The sequence below is a fragment of the Bradyrhizobium daqingense genome (genome assembly GCF_021044685.1).
In the GTDB taxonomy this organism is placed as follows: Bacteria; Pseudomonadota; Alphaproteobacteria; order Rhizobiales; family Xanthobacteraceae; genus Bradyrhizobium; species Bradyrhizobium daqingense.
Map to the genome: position 1 here is coordinate 2,227,316 of NZ_CP088014.1, position 13,763 is coordinate 2,241,078.

Consider the following 13,763-nt stretch of genomic DNA (forward strand, 5'->3'; position numbering starts at 1 on the left):
TACCGCTGCTGCCTGAACGTCAACCGTCCCGCGCCCCAAATGAGGTGCGGACACGACGATCATATGACTGCGGTCCCCCTTTAATTCATCCCGGCCGGGGATGAAAATATTCGAAAATCCTGCGCGCGCTCTCGGCGCTCACCCCCGGAACCTTGCCGAGATCGGCGATCGAGGCCCGTTCGATCTCCTTCAGGGTTCCGAAATGATGCAGCAAGGCACGTTTGCGTGACGGGCCGATGCCCGGAATCTCCTGCAAACCGGCCTCGCGGATGTCCTTCTTGCGCAGCTTGCGGTGCGAGCCGATGACGAAGCGGTGGGCCTCGTCGCGCAGCCGCTGGATGAAATAGAGCACGGGATCGCGCGGCTCCAGCTTGATCGCCTCGCGCTCCGGCATGAACAGGGTCTCGCGGCCGGCATCCCGGTCCGGGCCCTTGGCCACTGACATCAGCGACACCTGGGTCAGCCCGAGATTGGCGAAGATCTCGCGCACGGCGTTGAGCTGGCCGCGGCCGCCGTCGATGATGACGAGGTCGGGCCATTGCGGGAAATCGTCGTCCTTGGCCTTGGCCGTGCCTTCCTCGGGCGGATTGATGAGGCGCTTGAAGCGGCGCTCCAGCACCTCGCGCATCATGGCGAAGTCGTCGCCGGGCGTAATCCCTTCCGACCTGATGTTGAACTTGCGGTACTGGTTCTTCACGAAACCGTCGGGACCGGCGACGATCATGGCACCGACCGCGTTGGTGCCCTGGATGTGGCTGTTGTCGTAGACCTCGATGCGCTTGGGCGCATGGGGCAGGTTCAGCGTCGCGGCGATGGCCTCCAGCAGGCGGCTCTGCGTCGCGGTGTCGGCGAGCTTGCGGCCCAGCGCCTCGCGCGCATTGGTCAGCGCGTGCGTAACGAGCTCCTTCTTCTCGCCGCGCTTGGGCGCGGCGACCTCGACCTTGTGGCCGGCCTTGATCGCGAGCGCATTGGCGAGCAGCTCGCATTCCTCGATCTCGTGCGAGAGCAGGATGTTCTTCGGCGGCGGCTTGTCGTCATAGAACTGGGCGAGGAAGGACCCCAGCACTTCCTCCGGCGTGTAAGTCTTCTCCGCCCGCGGAAAATAGGCGCGGTTGCCCCAGTTTTGTCCCGTGCGGAAGAAGAACACCTCGACGCAGGAGAAGCCGCCCTCCTGGTGGATGGCGAACACGTCGGCTTCCTCGACCGTACGCGGATTGATGCCCTGCTGCGATTGGATCGCCGACAGCGCGGCGAGGCGGTCGCGGTAGAGCGCGGCACGCTCGAACTCGAGCTCGCCGGAAGCCTTCTCCATCTCGCCGGCCAGCTCCTGCTTCACCGCATGGCTCTTGCCGGACAGGAAGTCGGTCGCCTCGCGTACCAGCGTCGTATAGCCGCCGAAATCGATCTCGCGGGTGCAGGGGCCGGCGCAGCGGCGGATCTGGTGGAGCAGGCACGGCCGGGTGCGGCTCTCGAAGAAGGAATCGGTGCAGGAGCGGATCAGGAACGCGCGCTGAAGTGCCGTGATGGTCCGGTTCACCGCGCCAGCCGAGGCGAACGGGCCGAAATAGCGGCCGGGCCGGGTCTGCGCGCCACGGTGCTTGAGGATCTGCGGCGCCCAATGGTCGCCGGTGATCAGGATGTAGGGAAACGACTTGTCGTCGCGCAGCTGCACGTTGAAGCGCGGCCGCAGCTGCTTGATGAGATTGGCTTCCAGCAGCAGGGCTTCCGTCTCGGTGTTGGTCGAGACGATCTCCACGGTCATCGTGGCGGCGATCATGCGCAGGATGCGCGCCGGCTGCGGCGCACTCTGGCGCGCGTAGTTGGACAGCCGCTTTTTGACGTTCTTGGCCTTGCCGACATAGAGCACGTCGGCATTCGCATTGAGCATGCGATAGACGCCGGGCGAGGTGGGCGCGAGCCTGACCGCGCGCTCGATCGCCTCGTGACCGGTCGCCAGCGGGCCCTCGCCGACCGCGCCGCTCTCTTCCAGAATGTCGGGCAGCCGCGCATCGTCCTCGTCGTCGCCGGAGGTGGCGGGGTCGAAGTCCGGGGGGGCATCGGCCGGGACGTCTGATGCCGTGGCGCGCACGGGCTTGCGCACGCCTGCATCGTCCGGATTGTCAGGGGAATCGTGAATCATAGTGCGAATTTAGGCGCTGGGGGTGCCGATTTGAAGTTCCGGCCGTGGCGCACGCACAGGATGGCGGCGCAGTTCCCGGTAACGCTTGCTTAAGCCTGTTAACAGCGCGGTAACCCCGCTTAACAGCCCTTTAACTTAAAACTCTCGATAAATCTTACGCGAAAAAGTGGTGGTTCCGTAACTATGCGGTCTGGCCTCGCGCGGCGGCGCGGCGCGGGCATCGCGGGGACGGCAGTTGCGTTGGAGTGTGTGATGAAGAGGCTCGTTGTGGGCGCAGCCGCGTTGGTTGCAGCCGGCTGGACAGCTTCGGCAGGGGCCGCCGATCTCTATGGGCAGCGTGCGCCCTATACCGTCAATCAACCGCTCAACGCATATAGCTGGGCCGGTCCTTATCTCGGCGGCAACATCGGCTACGAGTGGGGGTCCGTCAGCAACAGTCCGGTGAAGCCGTCCGGCTTCGTCGGCGGCGTGCAGGCCGGTTACAACTTCCAGAACGGCCCGTTCGTGTTCGGCGTCGAGGGCGACATCCAGGCCGCGGGTGCCGACGATACCTTCGCGCCGTGGAAGTTCTCCAATCCGTGGTTCGGCACTCTGCGCGGCCGCGCCGGCTATTCCTTCAACAACGTGCTGTTCTACGGCACCGCGGGCCTCGCCTTCGGCGAGCTGCGTGCGCAGACCTTCGGCTGGACGGAGTCGCACACCACCGTGGGCTGGACCATCGGTGCCGGTGCGGAAGTCGGCCTGACGTCGAACTGGAGCGCAAAGCTCGAATATCTTTACTTCGATCTCTCGACCAGCCAGTTCGCAATTACGGGCGTGTCGAACGGCTATAGCGCCAGCGTCGTCCGCGCAGGCGTGAACTATCGCTTCTGATAGCTGAAGAAGAAAATACCGGACCAGACTCCCGGCCGCTCGCGGCCGGGATTTTTTGCGCCAGGCTAGGACAGGATCACCAGGTTGACCGCTTTGGGTCCCTTGCCCTTCTTGTCCGGTTCGACTTCGAATGTAATGCGCTGTCCTTCGGCAAGATCCTTCAGTCCCGCCCGCTCAACAGCTGTAATATGTACGAAGACGTCACGACCACCGTCGTCCGGCTTGATGAAACCGTAGCCGCGCTCGCCGTTGAAAAACTTGACCGTTCCCGTCATGGCCATCGGGAAACTCCCCCTCATTGCTCCTCCGTCGCGACGCAGACTCACGTCGCGACATGACCGGGCCTTACGAAGCCCGGGAGAGCTGGCCATCCTTGGGCGGACCGCATCGGTCCGGCCGGATCTTTCTTAGGCCTTCACTCCGCCGCAACCATTCGCGGAAGCGGAACGTAAAGCCAGTCACGGAAACAGCATAATACGGTTCGCTGCAGATTGACTACCGCTCCTACATATTTTTCCCAAGAATGCCGGAGTGTTACGGCTTTGGCTTCAAGGCTTTCGCTTCAAGGCTTGGGCACCTCCAATCGGAATCTGGCAGCGCCGCCCTGGCCGAGCGGCATTTCGAGTTCGGGCAGGATCGTCTTGAGCTCGCCGTGCAGCGTGTAGGGCGGGTTGACGATCAGAAGGCCCGTGGAGGTGAGGGCGGTGCTGTCTGCCTGCGGTGCGACGCTGAATTCAAGGCGCAGGCATTTTCCGGGTGGCTTTGCTGCGGCTGCGAGCCGCGCCACGGTTTGCACCAGCGTGTCGGTGGCGCGGCGGTTCTTGGCGGGATACCAGATTACGTAGATACCGGTCGGCCATTTCGCGAAGGCCGCCGCGAAGGCCTCGCCGAGCCGCTCGAACTCGTCCTTGGCCTCGAACGGCGGGTCGATCAGTACGAGGCCGCGCCGCTCCTTCGGCGGCACGAAGGCCGGCAGCGCCATCCAGCCGTCGAGGTCGACCACGCGGGCCTGCTCGTCGCGGCGCAGCACGTCGATCAGCGCCTTGCGAGCTTTGGGCTCGAGCTCGCAGGCGACCAGACGGTCCTGCGGCCGGAGCAGGCCGCGCGCGATCAGCGGCGAGCCCGGATAAGCCCTGAGCTCGCCCTTGGGATTGAAGGCGCGGACGATGCCGAGATAGGGCTTGGTCAGCGCCGCGGTCTCGTTCGACAGCCGCGCCTGCATCAGCCGTGCAATGCCCGTCAGCCACTCGCCGCCGCGGCGCGCCTCGTCGCTGTCGAGGTCGTAGAGGCCGGCGCCGGCATGGGTGTCGATGACGCGGAACGCCGCCGGCTTGTCCTGCAAATAAGTGAGGATGCGCGCCAACACGATGTGCTTGATGACATCGGTGAAGCTGCCGGCGTGGAAGGCGTGGCGGTAGTTCATGGGAAGATCTGCGGCTCACAAAAGAGAATGCGCAGCATCTTCTACTCGTCATGCCCGGGCTTGTCCCGTGCATCCACGTCCTTCGCGCCGAGTTGTGAAACGTGGATGGCCGGGACAAGCCCGGCCATGACGGTGCGGCGCTAGGTGTGCAAAACTACCCACCGCGGATCGGCGGCATCGTCACCTGATCGCGGCGGCAGGCGCGGCGCTCGAGTTCGTCGCAGGCGCGGAATTGCAGGTCCTTGTTGAGGCAGATGCGGACCTCGGACAGCCGTGTCCGGTTGCAGGTGACCGAGACGGCGGCATTGCTCAGGCCGGGATTGGCCTTGACGAAGGCCTCCTCGACCTCCGCCGGCGCCACCGTCTTGGCTTGCGACAAGTCGAGATATTCAGCCGGAATCTTGATCGCGGCGCGGGCCTTGCGGATCGTCTCGAAATAGCTGCGGCCCTCGAGCCCGGAGCAGGTGCCGTGCTTGTCCCATTCGTTGAAGATCAGGCCCGGCGCCGGCATCAGGTCGAGCATAGAGGAGACGATGTTGCGGTTCAGCCGCGGCGCTGGCCGCTGGCAATATTCGGGGAAGCCGTTCTCATATTGCGGCCACAGCCCGTGCACCACGAAGGCGTAAGGGCGTCCGCCGCACTGCATGTGCGAGCGGCCGCCGCGCTCGGCAGTTTCCTCGCAGAAGGAGGGCGACCATGACAGCGCCAGCACATAGAAATCGAACTCGCCCGGCGCGTTCTGCCGCTTGTCCTGGGCCCTTGCGTCTCCGGCGAACGCGGCGAGGCCCGCGGCAACGACCAGCGACAAAGACAGCGAGATCACCAGGCGGGAGAACGAATGCAATCTGGAATGAAACATGGCAACGCCCCTCAACTAGACTGTGCGGGGAAGCCTAGCAGGCGATAGGAACATTTCAAGAACAAAATTGTGACAGCCGCCGTTTAGCGGCTGGATCGACCCAAATCAGGGCTTTGCGGCCCGGCAGGCCGGATTGTAGGCCCAGTTGCGGTCGACGCCGACGACGCACCATTCGACGCCATTGCCGTAGCCGGCAAAACCGCCATCCTCGATGATCGAGAAGTGCACCTTGCGCATCTTGCCGTCGTTGAGCATGGCCTCGCCGGTGCAATAGCGGCGCGGAATGTTGTCTGACTGCCAGGGGCGGAACGCGACCTCGCGGACGGCAGAGAAGCCGGTGATCTTCAGCGAGGAATTCCAGAACGTGCTTTCCTTCTCCCAGAACTGGGTGGCGATCGTCGGGAGCGCCCGGTCGCAATCGACGACGGCGCCGTCGTAGCGCGGTCCGCTGAGCCAGAAATTCAGCTCCAGCGGATTGGCAGCCCTGGCCTCGCCGAGCGACAGCGCCCCGAACATGAGGCCGAGCAGAGCGGCAAAGCGGAGCGGTTTCAGGGAGGGGGCGCGCATGGTCAGTCCGGACGGTTGAAGTCTTGCGGAAGCCGGACGGTGCCGCGAAGGTTGGGTGAGGTCAAGTGCAGCGCGGCAACACTTCGCCAGGAGTTGACCGCAACGCCCCCGCTGACGGGCCTTCAGTTCTTTTCATGGCGATCACGGCACCGTAAACTGCGGACCAGCCAATTGGAGTGACGGTAATGCGAATCATTGCGGCCGCGGGTCTTCTCGCCAGCCTGGTTGTCTCGGGTCTGACGGCGAGCCAGTCGGCGCGCGCCGATTACGTGCCGCCGTTCAAGGGCAACGATACCGGCGGCATCATCGCTTATTCCATGGCGACCCAGGTCGATGCGCGGCAGGTCGCGGTCGATCACTGCGCGCGCTACGGCAAGGTCGTGAAATTCTTGGGCGTGCAGGCCTATGAGGGCGGCTACATCTCGTTCTCCTGCCGCTGGGTGCCCTATGGCGCCGCGGAACGGCCGATCCGCACGCTGTACTGACGAGCCGTCGTAACGCCACAATCTCTCAAGCCGGGAGCTTCCCCATGACGCGCAAACTCGCTTTGCTCGGCTCGGCCGCTTGTCTCGTGTTGTCGGCAGGCAGCGCCAGCGCCGACGATCTGCCCGTGCGCAAGCCCGGCCTTTGGGAAATGAAACTGGTCACATCAGGCTCGCCCATGCCCGAGATGACCATGCAGCATTGCACCGACGAGACCGTCGACAAGGAGATGAGCAACAACGTCTCCCCGATGGCCAAGCAGATCTGCGCCAAGCAGGAGATCAAGAAGACCGCGACCGGTTATGTCAGCGATTCCGAGTGCAGCGCCGCCGGCGTCAACACGACCTCGCATGCCGAGATCACTGGCGACTTCAATTCGGCCTACACGGTGAAGACCACTTCGCACGCCAAGGGCGGCGTCGCCGGTGCTGCGGGGCGCGACAGCACCATGACGCTGCAGGCCAAATGGCTCGGGGCCTGCAAGCCGGACCAGAAGCCCGGCGACATCGTGATGCCCGGCGGCTTCAAGATGAACATGCGCGACATGGACAAGCTGAAGGCGTTGCTGCCGAAATAAAGGCCACGGCGCCTACACCGGAATCCGCACACTCGCCCTCAGTCCACCCATCGGGCTGTCGCCGAGCGTGATGTCGCCGCCATGCGAGCGGGCGATGTCGCGGGCGATCGCGAGGCCAAGGCCGGTGCCGCCTTCGTCCTGGTTGCGGGCATTGTCCAGCCGCAGGAACGGCTTGAACACTTCCTCGCGCAAATGCGCCGGGATGCCCGGGCCGTCGTCGTCGACCGTGACGGTGAGATAACGGTGATCGCGCTGGCCGGTGATGGCGATGGCCTTGCCGTAGCGCGCGGCGTTGGTGACGAGGTTGGCGAGGCAGCGCTTGAACGAAGCCGGCTTCACCGTCACCACCGGCAAGCCGTGGAACGCCACGGTCGCGGTATGGCCGTGACGTTCGGCGTCGCTGCGCAATTCTTCGAGAGCTTGCGCCATGTCGGTCGGCTGCGACTGCTCGCCGGAATCGCCGCGGGCAAAGGCAAGGTAGTCCTCCAGCATCATCGACATCTCGTCGACGTCCTTGCGCATGCCCTCGAGCTCGGGGCTGTCGCCGATCAGCGCCAGCTCGAGCTTGAAGCGGGTCAGGATGGTGCGCAGATCATGGCTGACGCCGGCGAGCATCGCGGTGCGTTGCTCCATCGTGCGCTCGATGCGCGATTTCATTTCGAGGAACGCGACCGAGGCGCGCCGCACCTCGCGCGCGCCTCGTGGGCGGAAGTTCGGCGCCTCGCGGCCCTTGCCAAAACTCTCGGCGGCATCCGCGAGCCGAAGGATCGGCTTGATCTGGTTGCGCAGGAACAGCACGGCGACGATCAGCAGGATCGAGGACGTGCCGACCATCCAGAAGAGGAAGATCTCCGAGTTCGAGGCGTAGGCGGCGCTGCGCTGCGCGAACACGCGCATCACGGCGTCGTCGAGCTGGATGCGGATCTCGACCAGGTTGGAGCGGCCGACCGTATCGATCCAGAATGAGCGGCCGATCTGGCGGCCGAGCTGCACCGACAGCGTCTGGTCGAGCAGCGAGAAGAACGGTTTCGGTCCCGGCGGCGGCATGTCGCCGGCGGGAAGAAAATCGACGACGAGGCCGAGCCGCTGCTGCGCGATGCGGCGGATCTGGTCGCGGTCTTTGTCCTGCGGATAGCCCTTGTAGACGTCGATCAACGCGGCGATGTCCTGCACGACAGCGGCCGACAGGCGGCGGGTGACCGTGTTCCAGTGCCGCTCCATGAACACGAAGGCGACGACCGATTGCAGGATCACCATCGGCACGATCATGATCAGCAGCGCGCGGGCATAGAGGCCGGTCGGCATCCAGCCCTTGAACGCATTGCCCATCCAGCCATTGGCGGCGGAGACGCGGCCGGCGGCGCTCTTCAGAAGCGTCAGGCCGGAATCGATCGTGCTCATCGGTCGCGCTTCATTGCGGTTTAGGGCGAGGCCACCAGCCGGTAGCCGATGCCGCGTACTGCCTGGAGGAATAGGGGGTTGGCGGGATCGGTCTCGATCTTGCGCCGGAGGCGGTTGATCTGCACGTCGACAGCGCGCTCGTTGACGCTGCCGTTGCCGGTCAGCGCGCTGCGCGGCACGGTCTCGCCCGGCGTCTCCGACAGGATGCGCAGCATCTCGCGCTCGCGATCGGTGAGGTGAATGACCTCCTCGCCCTGGCGTAGCTCGCCGCGATCGAGATGGTAGACGTAGGGGCCGAACGCGATCTTGTCCACGGTGGCCGCCTGCGGCGGCGGCGCGGCGCGTTTGAGGATGTTGTTGATGCGCAGCGCGAGCTCGCGCGGCTCGAACGGTTTTGCGACGTAGTCGTCGGCGCCGATCTGAAGGCCCTCGATGCGCGCTTCCGCCTCGTGCCGGGCCGTCAGCATCACGATCGGCACCGAGGACGAAGTGCGAATGAAACGGGCGAGGTCGAAGCCGGTCTCGCCGGGCATCATGACGTCGAGGATCAGGAGATCGAAGTGCAAGCCCATCAGCTTGGCGCGCGCATCGCTGGCGCTGGCGGCGGTCGAGACGCGATAGCCTTCGCTGGCGAGGAAGCGCGAGAGCAGATCGCGGATGCGGCGGTCGTCATCGACCAGCAAGAGGTGCGGGGCGTCGTCGGCCGGACGTGCCGGCGGGCGGGCAAGAGTGGCAGCGAGCGGCACGTTCACTCCTTGGCGTCCTTGTTGACGGAAGCGAAGATCGTCTCGAGCACCTTGTCCGGATCGTCGCGGTCGATCATCGCGCGCAGGAAGCGCTTGACGGTCTCGGCATCCTGCGGCGCCAATTCAGCGAGCGCCTTGGTGATCCGCGTGGTCTGGAGGCCGGCGAGCTTCTGCACCAGCGTCTCGCCCTTCGGCGTCGCATAGAGCAGGCGCTGGCGGCGGTCATTGTCGCCGGTCTTCTGCACGATGTAGCCCTCGTCCAGGAGCTGCTTGAGCACGCGGCCGAGCGACTGTTTGGTGATGCGCAGAACGTCGAGGAGGTCGGCGACCTTGAGCCCGGGATAGCGGTAGACGAAGTGCATGACCCGATGATGGGCCCGGCCGAAGCCGAATGCCTCCAGCTCCTGGTCGGGATCGCCGACGAAATCGCGATAGGCGAAGAACAGCAGCTCGATGATATCCCAGCGCAAATTGCCTCCATCGCCTGCGGCCGGCCGGGGCTCGGCGGCGTCTTGTGAGGAGCTTGCGAAATTTATGTCAGGCATATTGACGTATCTTGGGTTCAATGTTACAAAACGATCAGCCCGCACGAAATTTTAGATCGTTTCGCGGCGGGCGGCGTCGAAGCAGGGACGGCGGAAGGAGCCGGACAGGCGACGACGGCCGGAGCAGGTCTACCGTGCGATTGTCGAGCGGCATTTCGGCAAAACATACTGGACTTCCGCCTTCCGCAAAAGCATGTCCTCGGCGACATGCTGGCCACGGGAAACCGGCCGTAACAAGGCTGGCGGTTGTCCGGCCAGACACCTAATGAAGCCAGCCGGTCCGAAACAGGGCGGGCCGGCGCCAGAACAGCGCCGATACCGGCAGCGGGAGCCAAGGACATGACCATGACATTCGACATCCAGCCCGCATCCAATCCGACGCCGGAGAAGGACCGCGTCGCCAAGCTGGTGGATCCCGGCTTCGGGCGGGTCTTCACCGACCACATGGCGATCGTCCGCTACAACCAGGCCAAGGGCGGCTGGTACGAGGCGAAGATCGAGGCCCGCGCCAACTTCCAGCTCGATCCGGCCGGCGCGGTGCTGCACTACGCGCAGGAAATCTTCGAAGGTCTCAAGGCCTACAAGCGCGACGACGGCGGCGTGAACCTGTTCCGCCCCGACGCCAATGCACGACGCTTCAAGGACTCGGCGGATCGCATGGCGATGGCCCAGCTCCCCGAAGACGTCTTCATCGAGGCGGTGGAGCAGGTCGTGCGCATCGACCGCGCCTGGATGCCGGGCGGCGAGGGCAGCCTCTACCTGCGTCCCTTCATGATCGCGAGCGAGACCTTCCTCGGCGTCAAGCCGTCCTCCGAATACATCTTCGCAGTCATCGCCTCGCCGGTGGGCTCCTATTTCAAGGGCGGGCCTGCGCCGGTCTCGATCTGGGTCTCGGAGAACTACACGCGCGCCGCAATCGGCGGCACCGGCGCCGTCAAATGCGGCGGCAATTATGCCGCGAGCCTGCGTGCGCAGGCCGAAGCGATCCAGCATGGCTGCGACCAGGTCGTCTTCCTCGACGCGGTCGAGCGCCGCTACATCGAGGAGCTCGGCGGCATGAACGTGTTCTTCGTGTTCGATGACGGCTCGCTCTCGACGCCGCCGCTCGGCACCATCCTGCCCGGCATCACCCGCGACTCCATCATCGCGCTCGCCCGCGATGCCGGAAAGACCGTGCGCGAGGAGCCGTATACGCTCGACCAGTGGCGCAAGGATGCCGCCTCCGGCAAGCTCAAGGAAGCTTTCGCCTGCGGCACCGCGGCCGTGATCTCGCCGATCGGCAAGGTGCGTTCGGTCAGCGGCGATTTCGAGATCGGCGGCGGCGCCGCCGGCCCCGTCGCCATGGGCCTGCGCAAGCAGCTTGTCGACATCCAGTACGGCCGCACCAACGATCCGCACAACTGGATCCGCAAGGTGCTTTGATCGGGAGCAACGCGTTTCCCTCTTCCGCCAAGGGGAAACGCGCATCGCTTGTGGTTTTTTGCGCACTGAACGTGCCGTTGCCGACATGCGACAAAGTCTGGACACATCAGACATCAGGACATCGCGATCATGGCCGCAAAGCTCTCCCAACCCATGAAATGGGTCGTTCTCGCCGCGATCACCGGCGTCTGCGTCATTGGCATCCTGACCATCGGCCCCACGCACGAGGTTGTCGCGCAAGACCGCTCGCCGATCGTGACAGTGCCGACCGCCGATGCGGAGATGAATGCGGCGATCGAGCGGGGCCGCGCTACGCTGTCGACCTTCTGGAGCTCTTATGGATCGCCAAAGCCGTCGGAAGCCGGACACGCCCTGAAGGTCCGCTTCTCGACCCGCAAGGGCGGCGAGCACATTTGGGTTGGCGACGTGAAGAAGCAACCCGATGGGACTTTTAGCGGACTCTTGGCCAACGAGCCCCGCGACCTGGCGGGCAAGCGGGCCGGGGACAAAGTCGCGTTCGGCGAGGCTGACATCTCGGACTGGATGTTCACGCGCAACGGCAAGATCGTCGGCGGCGAAACCATCAAGCCGACCCTGAAGTCACTGCCGAAGGCGGATGCGGATGCCATCCGGGCGCGGATGGAGCAGCCGTAGGCGGCTCAACCCTTTGTCGCACACTCCGCTATGCCCGGGCTTCCACGTCTTTGCTGCCGTTGGCCCGGTACGTGGATGGCCGGGCCAAGCCCGGCCATGACGAGTTCGGCGGATAGGCCGGTTGCCGCCTTGCGCCCCGGCTGGTAAACGCCCGCATGGCCGAGAAATCCAAAAAACCCCAGAAACTGAAGGCGCGCCTGCCGCGCGGGCTGGAGGATCGCGATCCCGCCGCGATCCGGGCGACGCGCGAGATGGTCGAGAAGATCCGCGCCGTCTACGAGCTCTACGGGTTCGAGCCCGTGGAAACGCCGGCGATGGAATACACCGACGCGCTCGGCAAGTTCCTGCCGGACCAGGATCGTCCGAACGAGGGCGTGTTCTCGTTCCAGGACGACGACGAGCAATGGATCAGCCTGCGCTACGATCTGACCGCGCCGCTCGCGCGCTATGTCGGCGAGCGCTACGGCACTGATGGTCTGGTCCTGCCCTATCGCAGCTATCGCGTCGGCTATGTCTTCCGCAACGAAAAGCCCGGCCCCGGCCGCTTCCGCCAGTTCATGCAGTTCGATGCCGACACGGTGGGCTCGGCGACGCCGGCAGCTGACGCCGAGATCTGCATGATGGCCGCGGACACGATGGAGGCGCTCGGCATTGCGCGCGGCTCCTATGTCGTGAAGGTGAACAATCGAAAAGTGCTCGACGGTGTTCTGGAAGCCATCGGCCTCGGCGGTGACGAGAACGCCGGACGAAGGCTCATCGTGCTGCGCGCGATCGACAAGCTCGACAAGTTTTCCGCAGACGAAGTGCGCAAGCTGCTCGGTCCGGGACGATGGGACGGCGGCGAAGAAGGCAAGGGCGACTTCACCAAAGGCGCCAATCTCAGCGAAGCTGAGGCCGATGTCGTTCTCGCCATCACCAGGCCCCGCGACGATTGGAAAGATGCCATTGCCGCCGCAGAAACCTACCTCGCCAAGAGCGCGGTCGGTCAGGCCGGCGTCAGCGAGCTGGAAGAGATTGCAAAGCTGGTCACCGCGTCGGGGTACGGCGCTGACCGCATCAAGATCGATCCATCCGTCGTGCGCGGCCTCGAATATTACACCGGCCCCGTCTACGAGGTCGAACTGCTGCTCGAGACCAAGGACGAGAAGGGCCGCCCCGTGCGCTTCGGCTCGGTCGGTGGTGGCGGCCGCTATGACGGCCTCGTCTCGCGCTTCCGCGGCGAGCCGGTGCCGGCGACCGGTTTCTCGATCGGCGTGTCCCGGCTCCAGGCCGCGCTGACGCTGCTCGGCAAGCTCGACACGCGGCCCGAATTCGGACCCGTCGTCGTTACCGTGTTCGACCGCGACCGCGTCGCCGACTATCAGAGGATGGTCGCATCCCTGCGTAGCGCCGGCATCCGCGCCGAGCTCTATCTCGGCAACCCCAAGAACATGGGCAACCAGCTCAAATATGCCGACCGACGCAACTCACCTTGCGTCATCATCCAGGGTTCGGATGAGAAGACGCGCGGCGAAGTGCAGGTCAAGGACCTGATCGAGGGTGCGAAGGCTGCCGCCGCGATCGCCTCCAACCAGGAATGGCGCGAGACCCGTCCCGCGCAGTTCTCGTGCAGCGAAGCCGATCTCGTCGCCAGGGTGCGCGAGGTCCTGGCGCGCCATGACGTAAATTGGGGATAGCCATTCCGCCAAGCCGTCATGCCCGGGCTTGTCCCGGGCATCCGCGTCTTGTTTGATGACGACCGTCAATGGCCGGCGTCCGGCCGCAAGGGAGAGAAAAATGCCTGAGATCACCATCAGCATGGCCGAAGGCCGCACCGACGAGCAGAAGGCCGGCATGATGCGCGACATCACCCAGGCACTGGTGACGAATCTCGGCGTCGACGCCGATGCCGTCGTCATCCAGATCAACGAAGCCCCGCTCCGCCACAAGATGAAGGGCGGCAAGACGTTCGTTGAGCGCGCGGCGGCCGCTAAGAAGTGACGCGTCAGCGTCATTCCGGGGCAGCCCGTCAGGGCTGAACGACAATGCGCAACCGCGCATTGGGGAATCTCGATCGGCAATCTCTGGATTCCG

15 protein-coding genes are annotated in these 13,763 nt (G+C 64.8%); 7 read left to right on the plus strand and 8 right to left on the minus strand.

All coding sequences use genetic code 11. From position 1 onward, the window contains the following. Window positions 1-85: 85 nt before the first annotated feature. A complete protein-coding gene (gene uvrC / locus LPJ38_RS10610) occupies window positions 86-2,140 on the minus strand; it encodes an excinuclease ABC subunit UvrC (RefSeq protein WP_145641404.1) in 2,055 nt (684 codons plus the stop codon). 252 nt (window positions 2,141-2,392) lie between these two features. Here uvrC and LPJ38_RS10615 point away from each other — a divergent pair, with 252 nt between their 5' ends. After that, window positions 2,393-3,013 carry an outer membrane protein gene (locus LPJ38_RS10615; protein ID WP_060734880.1) on the plus strand — a complete coding sequence of 207 codons (621 nt, stop codon included), beginning with the start codon at window positions 2,393-2,395 and terminating at the stop codon, window positions 3,011-3,013. 65 nt (window positions 3,014-3,078) lie between these two features. Here LPJ38_RS10615 and LPJ38_RS10620 read toward each other — a convergent pair whose 3' ends face one another. The 4 genes from LPJ38_RS10620 to LPJ38_RS10635 form a co-directional block, all read right to left on the minus strand. Then, a complete protein-coding gene (locus tag LPJ38_RS10620; RefSeq protein ID WP_008544396.1) occupies window positions 3,079-3,294 on the minus strand; it encodes a cold-shock protein in 216 nt (71 codons plus the stop codon). A gap of 281 nt (window positions 3,295-3,575) precedes the next feature. Next, the gene (locus tag LPJ38_RS10625) at window positions 3,576-4,436 is read right to left on the minus strand and encodes a 23S rRNA (adenine(2030)-N(6))-methyltransferase RlmJ (RefSeq protein ID WP_145641406.1); all 861 of its coding nucleotides are present in this window, start codon (window positions 4,434-4,436) and stop codon (window positions 3,576-3,578) included. Between the two features lie 154 nt (window positions 4,437-4,590). Then, window positions 4,591-5,295 carry a ribonuclease T2 family protein gene (locus LPJ38_RS10630; RefSeq protein ID WP_145641409.1) on the minus strand — a complete coding sequence of 235 codons (705 nt, stop codon included), beginning with the start codon at window positions 5,293-5,295 and terminating at the stop codon, window positions 4,591-4,593. 105 nt (window positions 5,296-5,400) lie between these two features. After that, the gene (locus LPJ38_RS10635) at window positions 5,401-5,862 is read right to left on the minus strand and encodes a hypothetical protein (protein WP_167520734.1); all 462 of its coding nucleotides are present in this window, start codon (window positions 5,860-5,862) and stop codon (window positions 5,401-5,403) included. A 185-nt stretch (window positions 5,863-6,047) separates the two neighbouring features. On the opposite strand from LPJ38_RS10635, the gene LPJ38_RS10640 reads away from it, so the two are divergent. Together LPJ38_RS10640 and LPJ38_RS10645 are read left to right on the plus strand one after the other, a co-directional pair. Next, on the plus strand, window positions 6,048-6,347 hold the full coding sequence (locus LPJ38_RS10640; RefSeq protein ID WP_060734888.1) for a hypothetical protein: 300 nt from the start codon (window positions 6,048-6,050) through the stop codon (window positions 6,345-6,347). 44 nt (window positions 6,348-6,391) lie between these two features. After that, window positions 6,392-6,922 (plus strand): DUF3617 domain-containing protein, encoded by a 531-nt coding sequence (locus LPJ38_RS10645; protein ID WP_145641414.1) that lies wholly within the window; start codon window positions 6,392-6,394, stop codon window positions 6,920-6,922. A 12-nt stretch (window positions 6,923-6,934) separates the two neighbouring features. Here the strand turns inward: LPJ38_RS10645 and LPJ38_RS10650 are convergent, their stop codons facing one another. Genes LPJ38_RS10650 through LPJ38_RS10660 form a run of 3 tightly spaced genes read right to left on the minus strand, consistent with a single transcriptional unit; the run spans window position 6,935 to window position 9,614 of the window. Continuing rightward, window positions 6,935-8,323: an ATP-binding protein gene (locus tag LPJ38_RS10650; protein WP_145641417.1), complete on the minus strand. Its 1,389-nt coding sequence runs from the start codon at window positions 8,321-8,323 to the stop codon at window positions 6,935-6,937. A 20-nt stretch (window positions 8,324-8,343) separates the two neighbouring features. Continuing rightward, window positions 8,344-9,075, minus strand: a complete 732-nt coding sequence (locus LPJ38_RS10655; protein ID WP_008544428.1) for a response regulator — start codon at window positions 9,073-9,075, stop codon at window positions 8,344-8,346. Next, window positions 9,072-9,614, minus strand: coding sequence for a MarR family winged helix-turn-helix transcriptional regulator (locus LPJ38_RS10660; protein WP_208750630.1), 543 nt, complete (start codon window positions 9,612-9,614; stop codon window positions 9,072-9,074). The genes LPJ38_RS10655 and LPJ38_RS10660 overlap by 4 nt, the downstream gene beginning before the upstream one ends. A gap of 339 nt (window positions 9,615-9,953) precedes the next feature. Here LPJ38_RS10660 and LPJ38_RS10665 point away from each other — a divergent pair, with 339 nt between their 5' ends. The 4 genes from LPJ38_RS10665 to LPJ38_RS10680 all read left to right on the plus strand — a co-directional run bounded on the left by LPJ38_RS10665 (window position 9,954) and on the right by LPJ38_RS10680 (window position 13,670). Further along, the gene (locus LPJ38_RS10665) at window positions 9,954-11,036 is read left to right on the plus strand and encodes a branched-chain amino acid aminotransferase (protein ID WP_145641422.1); all 1,083 of its coding nucleotides are present in this window, start codon (window positions 9,954-9,956) and stop codon (window positions 11,034-11,036) included. 129 nt (window positions 11,037-11,165) lie between these two features. Further along, window positions 11,166-11,690: a YegJ family protein gene (locus LPJ38_RS10670; RefSeq protein ID WP_145641424.1), complete on the plus strand. Its 525-nt coding sequence runs from the start codon at window positions 11,166-11,168 to the stop codon at window positions 11,688-11,690. 155 nt (window positions 11,691-11,845) lie between these two features. Continuing rightward, the gene (gene hisS, locus LPJ38_RS10675) at window positions 11,846-13,366 is read left to right on the plus strand and encodes a histidine--tRNA ligase (protein ID WP_145641427.1); all 1,521 of its coding nucleotides are present in this window, start codon (window positions 11,846-11,848) and stop codon (window positions 13,364-13,366) included. A gap of 100 nt (window positions 13,367-13,466) precedes the next feature. Further along, complete coding sequence (locus LPJ38_RS10680) at window positions 13,467-13,670, plus strand: tautomerase family protein (protein WP_145641430.1); 204 nt, start codon at window positions 13,467-13,469, stop codon at window positions 13,668-13,670. Window positions 13,671-13,763 lie beyond the last annotated feature (93 nt).